This window comes from Pseudomonas sp. CAU 1711 (assembly GCF_039888625.1).
Taxonomy (GTDB): domain Bacteria; phylum Pseudomonadota; class Gammaproteobacteria; order Pseudomonadales; family Pseudomonadaceae; genus Aquipseudomonas.
On sequence record NZ_JBDQQT010000001.1, the window covers coordinates 164269 to 183419 of the forward strand.

Annotated in this window: 16 protein-coding genes; 1 reads left to right on the forward strand and 15 read right to left on the reverse strand. The window is 67.7% G+C overall.

Annotated features, from left to right (window positions below; translation table 11 throughout):
* Positions 1-53 precede the first annotated feature (53 nt).
* The 6 genes from betI to AAFN46_RS00725 form a co-directional block, all read right to left on the reverse strand.
* Positions 54-704 (reverse strand): transcriptional regulator BetI, encoded by a 651-nt coding sequence (gene betI, locus AAFN46_RS00700; protein ID WP_347806762.1) that lies wholly within the window; start codon positions 702-704, stop codon positions 54-56.
* 167 nt (positions 705-871) lie between these two features.
* Positions 872-1723, reverse strand: a complete 852-nt coding sequence (locus AAFN46_RS00705) for a glycine betaine ABC transporter substrate-binding protein (protein WP_347806763.1) — start codon at positions 1721-1723, stop codon at positions 872-874.
* Between the two features lie 181 nt (positions 1724-1904).
* A complete protein-coding gene (locus AAFN46_RS00710; protein ID WP_347806764.1) occupies positions 1905-2849 on the reverse strand; it encodes a choline ABC transporter substrate-binding protein in 945 nt (314 codons plus the stop codon).
* A 34-nt stretch (positions 2850-2883) separates the two neighbouring features.
* Positions 2884-3771, reverse strand: a complete 888-nt coding sequence (locus tag AAFN46_RS00715) for a proline/glycine betaine ABC transporter permease (RefSeq protein ID WP_347806765.1) — start codon at positions 3769-3771, stop codon at positions 2884-2886.
* 2 nt (positions 3772-3773) lie between these two features.
* Positions 3774-4970 (reverse strand): glycine betaine/L-proline ABC transporter ATP-binding protein, encoded by a 1197-nt coding sequence (locus AAFN46_RS00720; RefSeq protein WP_347806766.1) that lies wholly within the window; start codon positions 4968-4970, stop codon positions 3774-3776.
* A gap of 522 nt (positions 4971-5492) precedes the next feature.
* Entirely contained in the window at positions 5493-6425 is a 933-nt protein-coding gene (locus tag AAFN46_RS00725) for a choline ABC transporter substrate-binding protein (protein WP_347806767.1), read from the reverse strand.
* 561 nt (positions 6426-6986) lie between these two features.
* Between AAFN46_RS00725 and AAFN46_RS00730 the strand changes: the two genes are divergently transcribed.
* Positions 6987-8078, forward strand: coding sequence for a GlxA family transcriptional regulator (locus tag AAFN46_RS00730; RefSeq protein ID WP_347806768.1), 1092 nt, complete (start codon positions 6987-6989; stop codon positions 8076-8078).
* A 63-nt stretch (positions 8079-8141) separates the two neighbouring features.
* On the opposite strand, the gene AAFN46_RS00735 is transcribed toward AAFN46_RS00730, so the two are convergent.
* From AAFN46_RS00735 to purU, 9 genes are all read right to left on the reverse strand, one after another.
* Positions 8142-8387, reverse strand: coding sequence for a hypothetical protein (locus AAFN46_RS00735; RefSeq protein ID WP_347806769.1), 246 nt, complete (start codon positions 8385-8387; stop codon positions 8142-8144).
* A gap of 39 nt (positions 8388-8426) precedes the next feature.
* Positions 8427-9206 (reverse strand): electron transfer flavoprotein subunit beta, encoded by a 780-nt coding sequence (locus AAFN46_RS00740; protein WP_347806770.1) that lies wholly within the window; start codon positions 9204-9206, stop codon positions 8427-8429.
* On the reverse strand, positions 9196-10428 hold the full coding sequence (locus AAFN46_RS00745; protein ID WP_347806771.1) for an electron transfer flavoprotein subunit alpha/FixB family protein: 1233 nt from the start codon (positions 10426-10428) through the stop codon (positions 9196-9198). The genes AAFN46_RS00740 and AAFN46_RS00745 overlap by 11 nt, the downstream gene beginning before the upstream one ends.
* A gap of 154 nt (positions 10429-10582) precedes the next feature.
* A complete protein-coding gene (gene dgcB / locus AAFN46_RS00750; RefSeq protein ID WP_347806772.1) occupies positions 10583-12556 on the reverse strand; it encodes a dimethylglycine demethylation protein DgcB in 1974 nt (657 codons plus the stop codon).
* A gap of 101 nt (positions 12557-12657) precedes the next feature.
* A complete protein-coding gene (gene dgcA, locus AAFN46_RS00755) occupies positions 12658-14733 on the reverse strand; it encodes a dimethylglycine demethylation protein DgcA (RefSeq protein WP_347806773.1) in 2076 nt (691 codons plus the stop codon).
* Between the two features lie 45 nt (positions 14734-14778).
* Positions 14779-15309, reverse strand: a complete 531-nt coding sequence (locus tag AAFN46_RS00760; RefSeq protein ID WP_347806774.1) for a DUF5943 domain-containing protein — start codon at positions 15307-15309, stop codon at positions 14779-14781.
* A 90-nt stretch (positions 15310-15399) separates the two neighbouring features.
* Positions 15400-16377, reverse strand: coding sequence for a dipeptidase (locus tag AAFN46_RS00765; RefSeq protein ID WP_347806775.1), 978 nt, complete (start codon positions 16375-16377; stop codon positions 15400-15402).
* A 384-nt stretch (positions 16378-16761) separates the two neighbouring features.
* Positions 16762-17961, reverse strand: a complete 1200-nt coding sequence (fdhA, locus tag AAFN46_RS00770; RefSeq protein ID WP_347806776.1) for a formaldehyde dehydrogenase, glutathione-independent — start codon at positions 17959-17961, stop codon at positions 16762-16764.
* Between the two features lie 227 nt (positions 17962-18188).
* Positions 18189-19046, reverse strand: a complete 858-nt coding sequence (purU, locus tag AAFN46_RS00775; protein ID WP_347806777.1) for a formyltetrahydrofolate deformylase — start codon at positions 19044-19046, stop codon at positions 18189-18191.
* Positions 19047-19151: the final 105 nt, after the last annotated feature.

Sequence of the window (19151 nt, forward strand, 5' to 3'; positions counted from 1 at the left end):
TGGCGCGACCGGCGTAGAGTGTCCGGGCACGCTAAATGACTTTTATTGGACGATCAATCAACAAAAACGACAGGGGGCAAGCCGTCCGCGACATCGCGGCTCAGCGGGGGCGCGGCGTCGCCCTTGGCCAGCTGCACATCGAGGTAGTCGTAGGCGATGTTCAGCGCCTGCTGGATATCGAAGGTGGTGCCGGACAGCGCGCCGCGCAGCCACAGGCCGTCGATCAGCGCGGCCAGGCCGCGGGCCGCGCTGCGCGCTTCGGTCTGCTCCAGCACGCGGCGGAACTCGCAGCACAGGTTGGAGTACAGGCGGTGGTCGTTGATCTTCTGCAGGCGGCGCAGGGAGGGCTGGTGCATGCTGGCGGCCCAGAACGCCAGCCAGGTCTTCATCGCCGGGCCGCTGACCTGGCTGTCGTCGAAGTTGCCATCGATGATGGCGCGCAGGTGGGCGCGCGGGCTGGCGTCCTGCAGCGCCGCGCGGCGCTGGCGCACGGCATTGCTCAGCGCCTGCATCAGGTGGCGCATGGTGGCCTCGAGCAGGCTGTTCTTGTCCTGGAAATAGTGGCTGATGATGCCGTTGGAGACCCCGGCGAGGCGGGCGATGTGGGCGATGCTCGCCTCGCCCATGCCGACCTGGTCGATGGCCTTGAGGGTGGCGGCAATCAGTTGCGAGCGGCGGATCGGCTGCATTCCGACCTTGGGCATCGATCTCTCCGGCGCGGGGGGACTAGGATGGGCCTAGTCTAGGGGGCGCCCGAAGATGCCGGCAACCGGGCGCGTCGCGGGTGGAGATGACTTACCGGTCCGCGCCATGCGGGCGCCGCGGCAGTGCGATACGGGGCCGGCCCGTACCGCCTGCCTGCACGGCGCGGTTACTGCAGCCAGCCGGCTACCCGCTCGGGGTTGTTGGCGACCCAGTCCTTGGCCGCCTGCTCGGGCTTGGCGCCTTCGCGGATGGCCAGCATCACGGCGCCGACTTCCTCGCCGTTCCAGGAGAAGTTCTTGAGGAAGGCGGTGGCGTCGGCGGCCTTGCTCTGCAGGCCCGGGTTGACCACGGTGTCGACGTGCTCGTCGTCGCCGTAGACCTTCTGCGGGTCTTCGAGGAAGCGCAGCTTCCACTTGGCGAACATCCAGTGCGGGATCCAGCCGGTGACCACGATCGGCTTCTGCTCCTTCTCGGCGCGGGTCAGGGCGGTGGCCATGGCCGGGCCGGAGCTAGCCATCAGGCGGATGCTGCTCAGCTGGTATTTCTCGATGGCGTCCTCGGTGCGACGCATCACCCCGGCGCCGGCGTCGATGCCGGTGATCTTGCCGTCGAAGTCCTTGGCGTACTTCTCCAGGTCGGCGATGGTCTTGGCTTCCACGTAGTCGGGCACGATCAGGCCGATCTTGGCGCCTTCGTAGTTGGCGCCGAGCACCACCACCTTGTCCTTGAGCTTGGCGAAGTACTCGCCGTGGGTGGCCGGCAGCCAGGCGGAGAGGGTGGCGTCGAGGTCGCCGCGGGCCACGCCCTGCCACATGATGGCCGGCTCGACCGGCTGCAGCTGCACCGGGTAGCCGAGCTTGCTGTGGAGGATCTCGCCGGCCACGTGGGTGGCGGCGACGCTGTCGTCCCAGCCGTTGACGTAGCCGATCTTCAGGGTGGGTTTGTCGGCGGCGAGGGCGCTGCCCATGCCGAGGGCCAGGGCGGCGGCGCCGAGGCAGAGAGTTTTCAGTACGCGCATGTTCTGGTGCTCCGGTGGTTGAGTGGCAGTTCAGGCGTGTTGCGGGCTCTTTCTTATGGGTTGTGGGGATGGCCGCCTCGCGGGAAAGCGGCCATGGCGAGTCCGACCGGGCCGTCCAGTGGGCGGCCCGGGGCGGAACAGGGGGAAGAGAGGGCCGCCGCGAGGCGGCGGCCGGGTGGGCTCAGAGGCCGATGAACATCTTCACGGCGGCGCTGCCGTCCTGGCCGTCGAAGGTGGTCACGCCGGCCAGCCACTGGTCGAGGATCTGCGGGTTGGCCTTGATCCAGTCCCTGGCCACGGTGGTCGGGTTTTCCTTCTGCAGGACCCGGTCCATCAGCTGGCTCTCGATCTCGACGCTGAACTGCAGGTTGTTCAGCAGCTTGCCGACGTTGGCGCAACGCGCCTCGTAGTCCGGCGGCACCACGGTGTAGACCTTGGCCGCGCCGTAGTCGGGGCCGAACACCTCGTCGCCGCCGGCCAGGTAGGTCAGGTCGAACTGGGTGTTCATCGGGTGCGGTGCCCAGCCGAGGAACACCACCGGCTCCTGCTTCTTCACCGCACGCTGTACCTGCACTAGCATGCCGGCCTCGCTGGACTCGATCATGCGGAAGTCGCCGAGGTCGAACTGGTTGCCTTTGATCATCTGCTCGATCAGCAGGTTGCCGTCGTTACCCGGCTCGATGCCGTAGATCTTGCCGCCCAGTTGCTCCTTGAACTTGGCGATGTCCTGGAAGCTCTTCAGGCCGGCCTCGGCCGCGTAGGTGGGCACCGCCAGGGTGTACTTGGCGCCCTCCAGGTTGGGCTTGTCCAGCACCTTGACCCCGCCGTCCTTGGTGAAGGGCTCGATCACCGGGTCCATGGAGGGCGCCCAGTAGCCGAGGAACACGTCGATCTGCTTGTTCTTCACCCCGGTGAAGGCGATCGGCACCGAGGCCATGACCTTGCGCGGCTGGTAGCCCAGGCCTTCGGTCAGCACCATGGCCACCCCGGTGGTCGCGGAGATGTCGGCCCAGCCGATCTCGGCGAAGCGTACCTGCTTGCAGCTCTGTGGGTCCTGCGCCCAGGCGCCCTGGGCCAGGCTGCACGACAGCAGCCCGACGGCGGCGATGCTCTTGATCTTGTTCATCTGCGACTCCCTGAAGGTGGACGGATCGTGGTTGTTATTGGCGTTGCAGCTTGCTGCCGAACCAGCCGAGCAGGCCCGACTGCTTGCCGCTGCGGCGGGTGGCCGGGGTACCGAAGCTCTCGGTGATGCGGTCGAGGATGATCGCCAGCAGCACCACGGCCATGCCGCTCTCGAAGCCGAGACCGATGTCCAGGCGCTGGATGCTGGCCAGCACGTCGTTGCCCAGGCCGCCGGCGCCGACCATCGAGGCGATGATCACCATCGACAGGGCCATCATGATGGTCTGGTTGACCCCGGCCATGATCGACGGCATGGCGTTGGGCAGCTGCACCTTGAACAGCAGCTGGCGGCTGTTGCAGCCGAACGACTGGCCGGCCTCGACCAGCTCCTTGTTGACCATGCGGATGCCCAGGTTGGTCAGGCGCACGGCCGGCGGCATGGCGAAGATCACCGTGGCGATGATGCCCGGCACGCGGCCGAGGCCGAACAGCATGGCCGCCGGGATCAGGTAGACGAAGGCCGGCATGGTCTGCATGAAGTCGAGGATCGGCCGGATCACGTAGGCCACCCGCTCCTGGCGGGCCGCCCAGATGCCCAGGGGAATGCCCAGCAGCAGGCTGATCAGGGTCGAGGAGAAGGTCAGGCCGAGGGTGACCACCGTCTGCTCCCAGAAACCGGTGAGGACGATGAGGATGAAGGAGACCGCGGTGAAGGCGGCGAACTTGAAGCCGATGCGCCACAGGCCGAGGCCGACGAACAGGCTGATCAGCAGCCAGGCCGGCGGCAGCATGAGCAGCTGCTCGATGGCCTCGGAGAAGCCGTTGACCAGGTTGCCGATGCTCTCGAAACCGCCGCTGTAGTTGTCCAGCAGGTATTGCACGCCGTCGTTGACCCAGCTGCCCAGATCCAGTTTCTCGCTCATCGTCATTCCCCCTGCAGGCGGCTAAGCAGGCGCCCCTTGCTGATGGCGCCGGCGTAGCGGCCGTCGCCGTCGACCACCGGAATCGGCCCTTCGTTGATCACCAGGCGTTCGATCACCTGTTCCAGCGGCAGGTCTTCGGCGACCGGCTCGATCTGCTTGAGCAGCTCGGGGTTGAGTTCCTTGTGCAGGCCTTCCTCGACTATCAGGGCGATCCTTTCCAGGCTGATGGAGCCGCGGAAGCGGTTTTCCTCGTCGACGATGAAGGCGTAGTGCTTGTCCTGCGCCTGCAGCTCCTGGCACACCTGCAGCGCGTCCGGGGCGCGGCCGTTGTGCACGTAGAGCGGCACGCTGTCGGCCTTGAGCTGGCCGGCGGTGAGGTAGCGGCTGGTGTCTATGGTGTCGAAGAAGTTGCGCACGTAGTCGTTGGCCGGGTTGTCGATCAGCTCCTGCGGAGTGCCGACCTGGACCAGCTTGCCGCCCTCCATGATGCCGATGCGCGAGCCGATGCGGATCGCCTCCTCGATGTCGTGGGAGACGAAGATGATGGTGCGCCTGTGGGTCTTCTGCAGCTCCAGCAGCACGTCCTGCATCTCGCGGCGCTTGAGCGGGTCGAGGGCGGAGAAGGCCTCGTCCATGATCATCATCGACGGGTTGGTCGCCAGCGCGCGGGCCAGGCCGACGCGCTGCTGCATGCCGCCGGACAGTTCGTGCGGGTACTTGTGGGCGAAGCTGGCCAGGCCGACCTGTTCCAGCACTTCCATGGCCCGCCGTTCGCGTTCCTTGCGGCCTATGCCGGCCACTTCCAGGCCGAAGGAGGCGTTGTCCAGCACGCTGCGTGCGGGCATCAGGGCGAAGGACTGGAAGACCATGCTCATGTCGCGCCGACGCAGCTCGATGAGTTGCGACTGGGGCAGCTTGGCGACGTTCTGGCCGTCGATGAACACATCGCCGGCGCTGGGTTCGATCAGGCGGTTGATCAGGCGGATCAGGGTCGACTTGCCCGAGCCGGAGAGGCCCATGAGGACGAAGATCTCGCCTTCCTCGACGCTGAACGACACGTCGCTGACGCCGATCACCGCGCCTTTCTCGGCGAGGATCTGTTCCTTGCTCATGCCTTGCTTGAGCAGGTCGATCGCTTGCTGCGGGTGCTCACCGAAAACCTTGTAGAGGTTCTGCACCACGATTTTTCCAGACAACATGAGTCATTTCCCCTTGGCTAGGCATCCTTGCGGTAACACTCCGACGCGACTGCATCCGAGGGTTTCGGCGGCGGTGGCCGCAGGCAGGTATGGCCTGGGTGTCAAATGGTTCCTGGGCTTGGCCGCCGTGCGCATTGCGTACCACCGGCCTCCGTCGTGCCCGCACGGGGCGGGCCATGAACCGAGCAGGCGGGCGGTAATGCAAGACACGATCCAAACCGCTGGCAGTGTTACGCAGCTTCATCCATTAGGCAGCCGCCCGCATCCTGCGGGCGCGTACATCCGAATTTTCTTGTTGGGCCTGCGCAAGTGGCGTCAGGCGCTTGTCTGGCTTCGGTCCGGGGTGGTGTGCCCCGGTCTGTCGTCACTCACTGGCGGCGACAGCGACGAAATCGGCTGACTCAACGATAAAGCCTTCAGCTCTCAGGAATTGTCGGTTTGCGACCTCGGCTTGCTGGGTGACGACATGCGGCGCATGGCGCGCTGCACGGGGCATTCCAGGTCGCCATGCGCGGGAGGGGGTCAGGGCTGCTGCGCCAGCAGGGGCGGCAGGGCGCCGCCGTCGCGGCTGGTCACGCCCTGCAGCCATTGCGCCTGGGTCTCGGGGTTGGCCTTCAGCCAGGCGATGGCCTCGCGGCGGCGGTTGGTGTTCTGGTCGAGGATCGCCTCCATCAGGTGGTTCTCCATGGCCAGGCTGAAACGCAGGTTCTTCAGCAGCCGCGCGACATTCGGGCACTCGCTGGCATAGCCGGCGCGGATGTTGGTGTAAACGGTGGCGCCGCCGTAGTTGGGGCCGAAATACTGGTCGCCGCCGCTCAGGTAGCGCAGCTTGACCTGATTGTTCATTGGGTGCGGCTCCCAGCCGAGGAACACCACCCAGCGCTTGAGATGCGCGGCGAGGCGCACCTGCGCGAGCATGCGCGACTCGCTGGACTCCACCAGCTTGAAGTCGCCGAGGGCGAAGGCGTTGTCGTCGATCATCTGCTGGATCAGCTTGTTGCCGTCGTTGCCCGGCTCGATGCCGTGGATCTTGCCGCCCAGCTTGTCCTTGAACTTGGCGATGTCGGCGAAGCTGCGCAGGCCGCCGTCAAAGGCCTCCTGGTTTACCGCCAGGGTGTACTTGGCGCCCTCCAGGTTGGCGCCGAGGATCTCCACCGTGCCGTTCTCCTGATAGGGGCGGATGTCGCCCTCCATGCTCGGCATCCAGTTGCCGAGGAACACATCGATCTGCTTCGCCTGCAGGGCCTTGTAGGTATCGGGCACCGACAGCCGCTTGACCCGGGTGCGGTAGCCCAGCTCGGTCAGCACCTGGCGGGTGACGGCGGTGGTGACGGTGATGTCGCTCCAGCCGACATCCGCGAAGCGCACCACATCGCACCTGGCGGGGTCGGCGGCGTGGGTCAGCAGCGGGGCGCTCAGGGCTGCTGCCAGGAGCAGGCGTTTGGGCAGTTTCATGGAGGCGTCCTATGCGAGTTGGGGGGCAGAAGCGGCTGCGACGATCATGCCGGGGGTGTCCGGGCTTGCCTATGCAGCAGGTCGCATACTGCGAAGGCCTGGCGGATTTGGATATGCGCGGGTCGGTTTTGGATATTTGGCCTCGGGCCGAGCCCCGATGATGGGGCTGGGCGCCGGGCCTGCAGGCCCGGCGCGGCGGGTGGCAGGGAGCCCGCGTGGCGGTCGCCGCCGCGAGTGCCCGATAAGCGTCGCTCGCCGCTCTGCGCTGGTGCATGGGTAGGTGTTACTCGCGGCCCCCGGCCCTGTGTAGCGGCCCGCCCTGTGTCGACGGGGCAAGTGCTACCGAAGGCCTCAGGATGGCGCCGGGCCTGCCGTGGCAGTGGCCGGCGCAGTCGCCGGGAATGGCCGGGCTGGGCGGTTTTCTATTTTTATTGAATGGCCAATCAAGTTAGGCACGGCCTTTGCCTCGTCATCCCTGTCCATCCGGAGGGAACGGCTCCGGAGCATAAGAAAGACTCGTCGATCAGAGTCCAGACCGTGTTTTGCGTGAGGGTTACACTGATGTCGCAGCTCAATTCCGTGGGGCAGTCCCAGACCACCGAACCCCAGTCCATCGGCTTCCTGCTGCTGGACAACTTCACTCTGATCTCCCTGGCTTCGGCGATTGAGCCGCTGCGCATGGCCAATCAGCTGTCCGGGCGCACGCTCTACCGCTGGCACACCCTGACCCGCGACGGCGGCCCGGTCTGCGCCAGCGACGGTCTGCAGATCACCCCCGATTCCGCTCTGAGCAACGCGCCGGCGCTGAATTCCGTGATCGTCTGCGGCGGCATCGATATCCAGCACAGCGTCACCCGCGAGCACCTGCTCTGGCTGCAGAGCCAGGCACGCCTGGGGCGCCAGCTCGGCGCCGTGTGCACCGGCAGCTGGGCGCTGGCCAAGGCCGGGCTGCTCGACGGCTACGACTGCAGCGTGCACTGGGAGTGCCTGGCGTCGATGCAGGAAGCCTTTCCGCGCGCGGCCCTCACCACCCGCCTGTTCTCCATCGACCGCAACCGCAACACCGCCACCGGCGGCACGGCGCCGCTGGACATGATGCTGCACCTGATCGCCCGCGCCCATGGCCGCGAACTGGCGGCGGCGATTTCCGAGATGTTCATCTGCGAGCGCATCCGCAACGAGCAGGATCATCAGCGCGTGCCGCTCAAGCACGTGCTGGGCACCAACCAGCCGAAGCTGCAGGAGATAGTGGCGCTGATGGAGGCCAACCTGGAGGAGCCGATCGAGCTCGACGAGCTGGCCTGCTACGTCGACGTCTCGCGCCGCCAGCTCGAGCGCCTGTTCCAGAAGTACCTGCACTGCTCGCCGTCGCGCTACTACCTGAAGCTGCGCCTGATCCGCGCGCGCCAGCTGCTCAAGCAGACCAGCATGTCGATCATCGAGGTGGCGGCGGTGTGCGGCTTCGTCTCCACCCCGCACTTCTCCAAGTGCTACCGCGAGTACTTCGGCATTCCGCCGAGCAACGAGCGCGCCGGCCAGCAGGGCGCCAGCGTGGTGGCCCTGCTGCCGATTCCCGGCGAGCTGCACGGCGCCCAGTCGCTGGCGCTGAGCCGCGCCCAGGGCGAGTCGAGCTACGCCAGCGTGCGCCTCTGAGCGGCGTCTGCCGCTAAGCAAAGGGGGCGCCACGGCGCCCCCTTTGCATGGCTCTGCGTACTGCTAGCGTGGCGCCAGGGCCGGCAGCAACTGGCGGGAAATCGCTTCGCGCACGGCCGGCAGCAGGGTAGCGCCGCTGCCCAGCAGTTCCTCCACCAGATGGCGCAGGGCCTTGGCCCGCTCCGCGTCGAGGCCGCTGACGGCCAGCGCGCAGGCCTGTTCGGCGCTGCTGCCGCTGGGGATATTCAGGCCCAGCGCCAGCAGGCGTTCGCGGAAGTCTTCCTGGTCGATCAGATCGGCATGCATCATGGCGCGGTTCCCTGTTCGGTGATGGGGCGAGGGGCGCGCTCAGCGCAGCACGCCTTCCTCGAGCAATAGCTTGAAGATAGCCTCGGCGCCGGCCTGTGGCGATACCTCCTTGAGCACCTGGCCGCCTCCGCCGGCGGCCTTGGCCGTGGCCGCCTTCATCCGCTCGGCGCCGGTCTTGGCCTTGATCACCTTGAGCCGCTTGGGGCGCGGGCGGGCCGGCTGCAGCTGGGCCTCGGCGAACAGCTCGTCGGCCACGGGCGCCACCTCATCGGTGTCGATGCGTCCGCGCCGCGCCGGGCCGAAGGCGCTCTGCCGCGCGGCCGGTGCGGCGTTGTCGACGCTGGCGAGAAACGGCAGGCGCACTTTCAGGCGCCGCCGCTGGCCGCGGGGCAGGGCCTGCAGCACCTGAGCCACGCCGTTGTCGACGCGCTCCACCTCGGCCAGGCCGACTACCAGGGGCCAGCCCAGGCGCTCGGCCAGGAGAAAGGGCAGCATGCCGGAGCCTTCGCCGGTTTCCGCCTGGCTGCCAGTGAGCACCAACTGCGCGCCGCTGCTGCGCAGGAAGTCGGCGAGCGGCGGCAGGGCGTCGTCCCGGGCGCCCTGTGCGAGCACGGTCAGCTCGTCCAGGCCCATGCCCAGGTAGGCGCGCAGGGCCTCCTCGCGCGGATCGCCGGCATGCACCACGCGCAGGCGCGGGCCGGCCAGGCGCAGGCCCAGCTCCACCGCGCGGGCGTCCTGCTCGGCGCGGCGGGCGCGGCCGGAGCCGGGGTGCGCGCCGGTGGATACCAGGCTGACGATATTCAGTGCGTCATGCGGCATCGCGTGCCCCTCCCTGACGGTAGGCGCTGACCCGCTCGATCAGCGCGGCGAGGATGGCGGCGGAGTCGCCGACCACCGCGAGGTCGGCGCGCTTGATCATGTCGCAGCCGGGGTCCAGGTTGATCGCCACCACCTTGTCGCAGGCGCCGATGCCCTGCAGGTGCTGGATGGCGCCGGAGATGCCCACGGCCAGATAGACCCGCGCGGTGACCCAGGTGCCGGTGGCGCCGACCTGGCGCTCGCGCGGCATATGGCCGTCGTCCACCGCCACGCGCGAGGCGCCCTCGGTGGCGCCGAGGACGCTGGCGGCCCGGTGGAACAGCGGCCAGTCCCTGACCCCGTTACCGCCGGAGAGAATGAACTCGGCCTCGGCCATGGGAATCTGCGCCGGGTCCACGGCCACCGGGCCGAGATCCTCGATGCGCGGCAGGCTGTGGGCGATCTTCGCGTCCAGCTGCAGTGGGCGGGCCTCGTGACGGCTCTCGCCGACCGGCTCGGCGCACTCGGCGGCGGCCAGAATCAGGCGCGGCAGGGCGCGCTGGATGTCCTGCTGGCCCGCCCCGGCGCGGCCGGTGGTCTGCTCGCCGGCCACCTGCCAGACGCGCGTGGCCGGGCGTTCGCCGAGCTTGGCGGCCAGGCGCCGGCCCAGCTCGCCGCCACCGCTGCGGCTGTCGGGCAGCAGCCAGTGGCGTGGCGCCAATTGGCTCTCCACCGCACCGAGGGCCAGCACGCGGGCCTCCGGGGCGTAGCCGTCGAACTCGGCGCCGTCGATGCGCAGCAGGCGATCGACGCCGGCGCTGTCGAAGGCGTTCTCCTTGTCCTCGCCGAACAGCACGGCGACCACCGCGCCGCCGTCGCCGGCCAGCTTGCGGGCCAGGCCGAGCAGGTCCCGGTCGTGGCTGGTCAGGCGCCCGCCGACCATGTCCGGCACCACGCAGATATGGAAGGCCGGCCGCTCGATCACATGCAATGGCAGCTGGACTTCGGCGCTGGCGCTGCTGCGCTTGCCGCCCGTGCCCTGCTGTGCACCGCTGCGGTCGATGCGCTTGATCCCGGCCGGGCCGACGAAACCGGCGGCGATGGCATGGGGGTTCTTGCGCAGCAGGCCGTTGGGGCCCATCCAGCTGGTCTGCTGCTGGGTCTGCATGGCGGCGTGCAGCGGGTGCAGGCGGTTGCGCGCGATCCACTCGGCGCGCGGGTCGCGGCGGATAAGGTCGCTCATGGCATGGTCTCCAGGGCTGCACGGACAACGCCCTCTCCCTGCGGGAGAGGGCTGGGGTGAGGGTGGCAGGTGATTGCGCGGGGCCTGAGGCTTCCCTCACCCCCGGCCCCTCTCCCAGAGGGCGAGGGGAGGAAAGCATGCGGACTTCGAGTCATCACGCCACCTCCTCGGCAGTCTTAGCCGCCGACGGCTTTTTTACGTTCACCGCTTCCTCGATCAGCACCTCGGCCACCAGCTCGGCGATGTCCTTGATCTCCGGACGCGGCGCCACCACGCCTTCGAGCATGGCGGTGCACTGCGGGCAGCCCACCGCCACCAGTTCGGCGCCGGTCTCCTTGATGTCGGCCATGCGCATGTCGGGGATGCGCTGCTGGCCGGGAATATCGGTGATCGGCGCGCCGCCGCCACCGCCGCAGCAGCGCGAGCGAAAGCCCGAGCGCTGCATCTCCCTAACCTCGATGCCGATGGCCTTGAGCACGGCGCGTGGCGCCTGGTACTCGCCGTTGTAGCGGCCCAGGTAGCAGGGGTCGTGGTAGGTCACGCTGCTCGCCTTGCTCTGGCCGAGATTCAGCGCGCCGCTCTGCATCAGCTCGTCGATGAAGGTGCTGTGGTGCAGCACCTGGTAGTGGCCGCCGAGGGCCCCGTACTCGTTCTTCAGCACATGGAAGCTGTGCGGGTCGCAGCTGACGATGCGCTGGAAGCGGTACTGGGCCAGGGTGGCGATATTGCGCTTGGCCAGGCTCTGGAAGGTCGCCTCGTCGCCCAGGCGGCGGGCCAGGTCGCCGCTGTCGCGCTCTTCCAGGCCGAGCACGGCGAAGTCCACCCTGGCCGCCTTGAGGATCTTCACGAAGGCGCGCAGGGTGCGCTGATTGCGCATATCGAAGGCGCCGTCGCCGACCCAGAACAGCACCTCGGCCTGCTGCTTGTCGCTCATCAATGGCAGGTCGAGGTCGGCCGCCCAGTTCAGCCGCCCGCCGGGGGCGAAGCCGCCGGGGTTGTCGGTGGCGATCAGGTTGTCCAGCACTTCGGCGCCCTTGTTCGGCGTGGCGCCCTTCTCGAGCGTGAGATGACGGCGCATATCGACGATGGCGTCGACGTGCTCGATCATCATCGGGCACTCCTCGACGCAGGCGCGGCAGGTGGTGCAGGACCACAGGGTGTCGGCCTCCACCAGCCCCTTGCCGTCCTGCACCACGATCGGCAGGTGCGGGCCGCCGCCGTGTTCGCCGAGCGGAATGCCGGGGTAGGGAGAGCCGGCGAACTGGGCATCGTTGCCGCCGGCCAGGCCGATGACCATGTCCTGGATCAGCTTCTTCGGGTTGAGCGGCTGGCCGGCGGCGAAGGCCGGGCAGGCCGCCTCGCACTTGCCGCACTGCACGCAGGCGTCGAAGCCGAGCAGCTGGTTCCAGGTGAAGTCGCTGGGTTTCTCCACGCCCAACGGCGCCTGGGGATCATCCAGGTCCAGCGCCTTGAGGCCGGTGGAGCGGCCGCCGCGCCCGTCTTTGCTAGAGAACCGTTCGGCGCGGCGGTGCCAGGCCAGATGCAGGGCGCCGGCGAAGGCGTGCTTCATCGGCCCGCCCCAGGTCATGCCGAGGAACAGCTCGGACACGCCCCAGGCGATGCCCAGCAGCAGAAGGCCGGCGAGCAGCCAGCCGCCGAAGCCTTCCGGCAGCACGCCGGCCACCGGCAGGGTGGCGATAAAGAAGCTCGCCGCGAACATCAGCAGGCTCTTCGGCAGGCGCATCCACGGCCCCTTCGACAGCCGGCTCGGCGGATTGCGCCGGCGTAAAGCGACGAACAGGGCGCCGCCGAACATCAGCGCCGTGGCGGCCAGCAGGGCGAAGCCGAGGATGCGGCTGTGCAGGCCGAAGCCGTGCACCAGGATGGCCAGCAGCGCCGCCAGGACGAAGCCGCCGGCGGTGGCCACGTGGGTCCTGGACATGTACTTGTCGCGCTCGACCACGTGGTGTAGGTCGACCAGGTAGCGGCGCGGCATGGCCAGCAGTCCACCGAGCCAGTCGACCCGCGCCGGGCGGCCGCGGCGCCACATCAGGAAGCGCTTCACGGCGCCCAGCACGGCGAGGCCGAGGGCGACGAACAGCAGGATGGGAAGAAGGGTGTTCAACATGAGAGCCCCCAGGGGGCAGCTACAAGTTGCAAGCTACAAGCCTCAAGTAAAAGCGATGTGCGCCTCTGCTTGCGGCTTGCGGCTTGCGGCTCATGGCTGCTTTAAAAGTCCTTGCACAGGCGCAGCGCGTCGTAGATCGCCGCGTGGGTGTTGCGCTGGGCCACGCAGTCGCCGATGCGGAACAGCAGGTAGCCGTCGCCTCCGGCCTTTTCATCGAGCGCGGACAGGCAGGGCTGCGGCTGGATGGCGAACAGCGCCTCGACGTCGATCTGGCCCTTGTTGCGCGAGCCCTGCTTGAGCGCGTAGTACAGGCTCTCGTCGGGGCGCACGCCGTTCTCCACCACCACCTGGTCGACCACCCGTTCCTCCTTGGCCCCGGTGTATTCGTTCTCCAGCACCGCCACCAGCTTGTCGCCCTCGCGGTAGACCTTCTCCAGCATCAGGTCGCCGGTCATGATCACTTCCTTGGGGTACAGGCTGCGGTAGTAGGTGGGGAAGCTGGTGCCGCCGATGGCCACGCCCGGCTTGATGTCGTCGGTGACGATCTCCACCTGGGCGCCCTTGTCGGCGAGAAAATCCGCCACCGACATGCCGGTGAATTCGCAGATGGTGTCGTACACCAGCACGTTCTTGCCCGGCGCCACCTTGCCATCGAGCACGTCCCAGCTGCTCACCACCAGGCCCTCGGCGGCGCCCCAGTGCTCGTTCTGTTCGAGGAAGGGATGGCCGCCGTTGGCCAGCACCACGATGTCCGGCTTGAGGTCCATGATGGTCGCGGCGTCCGCGCCGGTGCCCAGGCGCAGGTCGATGCCGAGGCGCGCCAGCTCCAGCTGGTACCAGCGGGTGATGCCGGCGATCTGGTCGCGCTGCGGCGCCTTGGCGGCGAGGCTGATCTGCCCGCCGAGCGCATCCTTCTTCTCGAACAGGGTCACGGCGTGGCCGCGTTCGGCGGCGACGCGCGCCGCCTCCATGCCGGCCGGGCCGCCGCCGACCACCACCACCTTGCGCTTCACGCCGGTGGTCTTCTCGATGATATGCGGCACGCCCATATATTCGCGGCTGGTCGCGGCGTTCTGGATGCACAGCACGTCGAGGCCCTGGTACTGGCGGTCGATGCAGTAGTTGGCGCCGACGCACTGCTTGATCTGGTCGACCTGGCCCATCTTGATCTTGGCGATCAGGTGCGGGTCGGCGATGTGCGCGCGGGTCATGCCGACCATGTCGACGTAGCCGCCTTCGAGGATGCGCGTGGCCTGGTTCGGGTCCTTGATGTTCTGCGCGTGCAGCACCGGCACCTTGACCACTTCCTTGATTCCGGCGGCCAGGTGCAGGAAGGGCTCCGGCGGGTAGCTCATGTTGGGGATCACGTTGGCCAGGGTGTTGTGGGTGTCGCAGCCGGAGCCGACCACGCCGAAGAAATCGACCATGCCGGTGGCGTCGTAGTAGGCGGCGATCTGCTTCATGTCCTCGTGGGACAGGCCGTCCGGGTGGAACTCGTCGCCGCAGATGCGCATGCCCACGCAGAAGTCCGGGCCGACCTCGGCCCGCACCGCCTTGAGCACCTCCAGGCCGAACTTCATGCGGCCCTCGAAGCTGCCGCCCCATTCGTCGGTGCGCTTGTTCACCCGCGGCGACCAGAACTGGTCGATCATATGCTGGTGCACGGCCGACAGCTCGACGCCGTCCAGGCCACCTTCCTTGGCCCGGCGCGCGGCGCTGGCGTAGTTGCCGATCACCCGCCAGATCTCCTCCTCCTCGATGGTCTTGCAGGTGGCGCGGTGCACCGGCTCGCGGATGCCGGAGGGCGACATCAGGGTCGGCCAGTGCTCGCCGTCCCACCTGGACCGGCGGCCCATGTGGGTGATCTGGATCATGATCTTGGCGCCGTGCCTGTGCATGGCGTCGGCCAGGTTCTGGAAGTGCGGGATGATCTTGTCGGTGGCCAGGTTGACCGACTTCCACCAGCCCTGCGGGCTGTCGATGGCCACGGTGGAGGAACCGCCGCAGATGGCCAGGCCGATGCCGCCCTTGGCCTTCTCCTCGTAGTACTTCACGTAGCGCTCGGTGGTCATGCCGCCATCGGTGGCGTAGACCTCGGCGTGCGCGGTGGACAGCACGCGGTTGCGGATGGTCAGCTTGCCGATCTGGATCGGCTGGAACATTGCTTCGAAGGCCATGACCTTCTCCTCGATTCGGCGGCTAGGCGGCGTGTTTGCCGGGGGTCAGAGTGGGCGGGTGACGAACAGTCCGTCGTCGTGGCCGTCCTGCGCGCCGCTGTATTCCTGCACGGTGACGGTGCGGATCGGACTGCCGGCGGCGGCGAGAATCTGGTCGATGGCGCCGGAGAACCAGCCGGTGAACATGTAGTCGACCTTGCGGTTGACCTTGCCGTACACGTAGACGAAGGCCGAGTGCCTGAGCCTGACCTCGGCGCAGCCGCTTTCCAGGTCCAGCTTCTGGGTTTCGAACAGGCCCCAGCCGCGTTGCGACAGGCGCTTCATGTAGTGCTCGAACACCGCCGCGCCCTGCAGGCCATGGCACTCGGCCTCCTTCTCGCACCAGTGCCAGGCCGACTTGTAGCCGGCCTTGTAGAGGATCTCGGCGTACTTGTCGGCGCCGAGCACTTCCTCGATGCCGATGTGGTTGTTGACGAAGAAATGCCGCGGCACGTAGAGCATCGGCAGGGCATCGGTGGTCCAGACGCCGGTCTCGTCGTCGACGGCGATGGGCATTTCGGGGGCGTGTGTGGCCATGGGTTCAGACTCCGGAATTCGTGTGTGCGCTTGGCGCTTGTGTAGGGTGGGTTAGCCGAAGGCGTAACCCACCCTACGTCGGTGTTCGGCTCATTCGCCCCAGACGTCTGCGAGCACGCGCACCCAGTTCTCGCCCATCACCTTGCGCACGGTGCGTTCGGGCATGCCGCGCTTGAGCAGGGTCTCGGTGAGGTTGGGGAATTCGCCGACGGTGCGGATGCCCAGCGGGTTGACGATCTTGCCGAAGCTGGTCAGGCGGCGGGCGTAACCCTTGTCGTGGGTCAGCCACTCGAAGAAGTCCTGGCCGTGGCCCTGGGTGAAGTCGGTGCCGATGCCGATGGCGTCCTCGCCGACGATGTTCATCACGTACTCGATGGCCTCGGCGTAGTCGTCGATGGTCGAGTCGATGCCCTTGGCCAGGAAGGGCGCGAACATGGTCACGCCGACGAAGCCGCCGTGGTCGGCGATGAACTTCAGCTCGGCGTCGGACTTGTTGCGCGGGTGCTCTTTCAGCCCGGACGGCAGGCAGTGGGAGTAGGTGACCGGCTTCTTCGAGGCGAGGATGACTTCCTCGCTGGTCTTGCTGCCGACGTGCGACAGGTCGCACATGATGCCGACCCGGTTCATCTCGGCGACTATCTCGTGGCCGAAGCCGGACAGCCCGCCGTCGCGCTCGTAGCAGCCGGTGCCGACCAGGTTCTGGGTGTTGTAGCACATCTGCACTATGCCCACGCCGAGCTGCTTGAACACCTCGACGTAGCCGATCTGGTCCTCGAACGCGTGGGCGTTCTGGAAGCCGTAGAGGATGCCGGTCTTGCCCTGCTCCTTGGCCCGGCGGATATCGGCGGTGCTGCGTACCTGCAGCACCAGGTCGGCGTTGTCGCGGATCAGCTGGTTGCTGGCGACTATGTTGTTCACCGTGGCCTGGAAGCCTTCCCACACCGACACGGTGCAGTTGGCCGCGGTCAGGCCGCCCTTGCGCATGTCCTCGAACAGTTCGCGGTTCCACTTGGCGATGATCAGGCCGTCGATGACGATGCTGTCGGCGTGCAATTCGGCTGGGCTCATGGTGCTGTCCCTGGGGGCTGTGGCGCCGCGGTGTGCGGCGTGCATTGGGGGCAGCTTATCGCCGGGGGGGATGTCGCCCGGGTGCAAAAACGACCGGGGGATTGCTCAAAGCGTCAAGGCGAGTGTCGCGTGGCGGCAAAAAAAGAGGAGCCGCGAAGGCTCCTCAAAGAAGCGGCGTCGACCTGTAACCGACGCCAGCCGTGACAGCGGGTGCGGTTAGAGCCAGGCGCGGATCTCGGAAACTCCCCTCTCCCACTTGTGGGAGAGGGGCTGGGGGAGAGGGGATTGGCCACTCTCCCTCTCCCCAACCCTCTCCCGTGAACGGGAGAGGGGGCAGAAGCGATCCGTACCTGCACTACACGCCGTTATGGCGCGGCAAAATACTCAGGCCGCGCTGAACATCCGGTGCGGGTCGATGACGAATTTCTTCGGTACCCCGGCATCGAACTCGCCGTAGCCGCGCGGCGCGTCGTCCAGGCCGATGACCTGCACGCCGACCACTTCGGCGATATTGATGCGGTCCCACATGATCGCCTGCATCAGCTGGCGGTTGTACTTCATCACCGGGGTCTGCCCGGTGTGGAAGCTGTGCGACTTGGCCCAGCCCAGGCCGAAGCGGATGCTCAGGCTGCCGATCTTCGCCGCCGCGTCCACCGCGCCCGGGTCTTCGGTGACGTACAGGCCGGGAATGCCGATCTTGCCGGCCACGCGGGTGACCTGCATCAGCGAGTTGAGCACGGTGGCCGGCGCTTCCTGCTGCACGCCCTGGTGGCCATGGCCGCGGGCCTCGAAGCCCACCGCGTCGACCGCGCAGTCCACTTCCGGCTCGCCCAGCAGCGCGGCGATCTGCTCGTGCAGCGGGGTGTCCTGGGACAGGTCGGCGATCTCGAAGCCCTGCGCCTTGGCGTGGGCCAGGCGCACCGGGTTGACGTCGCCGACTATCACCACCGCGGCGCCGAGCAGCCGCGCGGAAGCGGCGGCGGCCAGGCCGACCGGGCCGGCGCCGGCGACATACACGGTGCTGCCCGGGCCGACCCCGGCGGTGACCGCGCCGTGGTAGCCGGTGGGCAGGATGTCGGACAGGCAGGTCAGGTCGCGGATCTTCTCCATGGCCTTGTCGCGATCCGGCAGCTTGAGCAGGTTGAAGTCGGCGTAGGGCACCAGCACGTACTCGGCCTGGCCGCCGGTCCAGTCGCCCATGTCGACGTAGCCGTAGGCGCCGCCGGCGCGCGCCGGGTTGACGGTGAGGCACACCCCGGTGTGCATTTCCTTGCAGCTGCGGCAGCGCCCGCAGGCGACGTTGAATGGCACCGAGACCAGGTCGCCGATCTTCAGGTTCTCCACGTCGCTGCCTTTCTCGATCACCTCGCCGGTGATCTCGTGGCCCAGCACCAGGCCGACCTGGGCGGTGGTGCGGCCGCGCACCATATGCTGGTCGGAGCCGCAGATATTGGTGGACACCACCCGCAGGATGACCCCGTGCTCGATCTTGCGCCCGCGCGGGTCCTGCATCTTCGGATAGTCGATCTTCTGCACTTCCACCTGGCCCGCGCCGAGGTAGACAACACCACGATTTCCAGACATGCGTAGTTCTCCGTTGTTGTTGTGGATACAAGGCACGGCCGGCGGCCATGCGACCTGTACTGGAGCTTGCATTACTCCCTCTCCCGTTTACGGGAGAGGGTCGGGGAGAGGGTTAGTGGGCTTGCACCCTCTCCCCCGGCCCCTCTCCCACCAGTGGGAGAGGGGAGTTTCCGGGAGTCGGGGCAGGGCTTAGCCGGACTGTGAGTCCGGGCTATCCATGGCTGCTCTCAGAGCACCACGGTGCGGCTGGCGTGGAGGAACACTCGGCGCTCCAGGTAGTAGCCCACGGCCTTGGCCAGGGTCAGGCACTCGATGTCGCGGCCCTTGGCGATCAGGTCCTCGGGGTAGTGGGCGTGGTCCACCGGCTCGACGCCCTGGGCGATGATCGGGCCCTCGTCGAGGTGGTTGTTGATGAAGTGGGCGGTGGCGCCGACCAGCTTGACGCCTTTCTGGTAGGCCTGGTGGTAGGGCTTGGCGCCCTTGAAGCCGGGCAGCAGCGAGTGGTGGATATTGATCGCGCGGCCATCCAGGTGCTGGCACAGCTCGGGTGAGAGCACCTGCATGTAGCGGGCGAGGATCACCAGCTCGGCGCCGCTGTCCTCGACGATGCGCAGCACCTGGCGCTCCTGCGCGGCCTTGTCCAGCGGGTCGAGCGGCAGGTGGTGGTAGGGGATGCCGTGCCAGCGCGCCAGCGGTTCCAGGTCGGGGTGATTGGAGATCACCGCGCTGATGTCCATCGGCAGCTGGCCGATGCGCTGGCGGTAGAGCAAGTCGTTCAGGCAGTGGTCGGCCTTGGACACCATGATCACCACCTTGGCCCGGTAGCCCGGCGGGGTCAGCTCGGTGTGCATGTCGAAGGGCGCCGCGCGTTCGCTTAGCGCGGCGCGGAAGTCGGCCTCGGCGAAGCCCTGCGGGGCGCGGAACTCGATGCGGATGAAGAAGCGCCCGGCCAGGCGGTCGTCGAAGCTGTGGTGCTCGGTGACGTAGCAGCCCTGCTCGAACAGGAAGCGCGTGACCACGTCCACGGTGCCGAGCAGGCTCGGGCTGTGGGCGGTGAGAATCCAGGTGTCGGGGGTGCGGCTCATAACGGACTCCGATGATGTTCCCCCTCTGCCCTGAGGAGAGGGGCTTGGCACACGCCTTCTCCCGCCGGGAGAAGGTGCCCCGCAGGGGCGGATGAGGGATGCGGC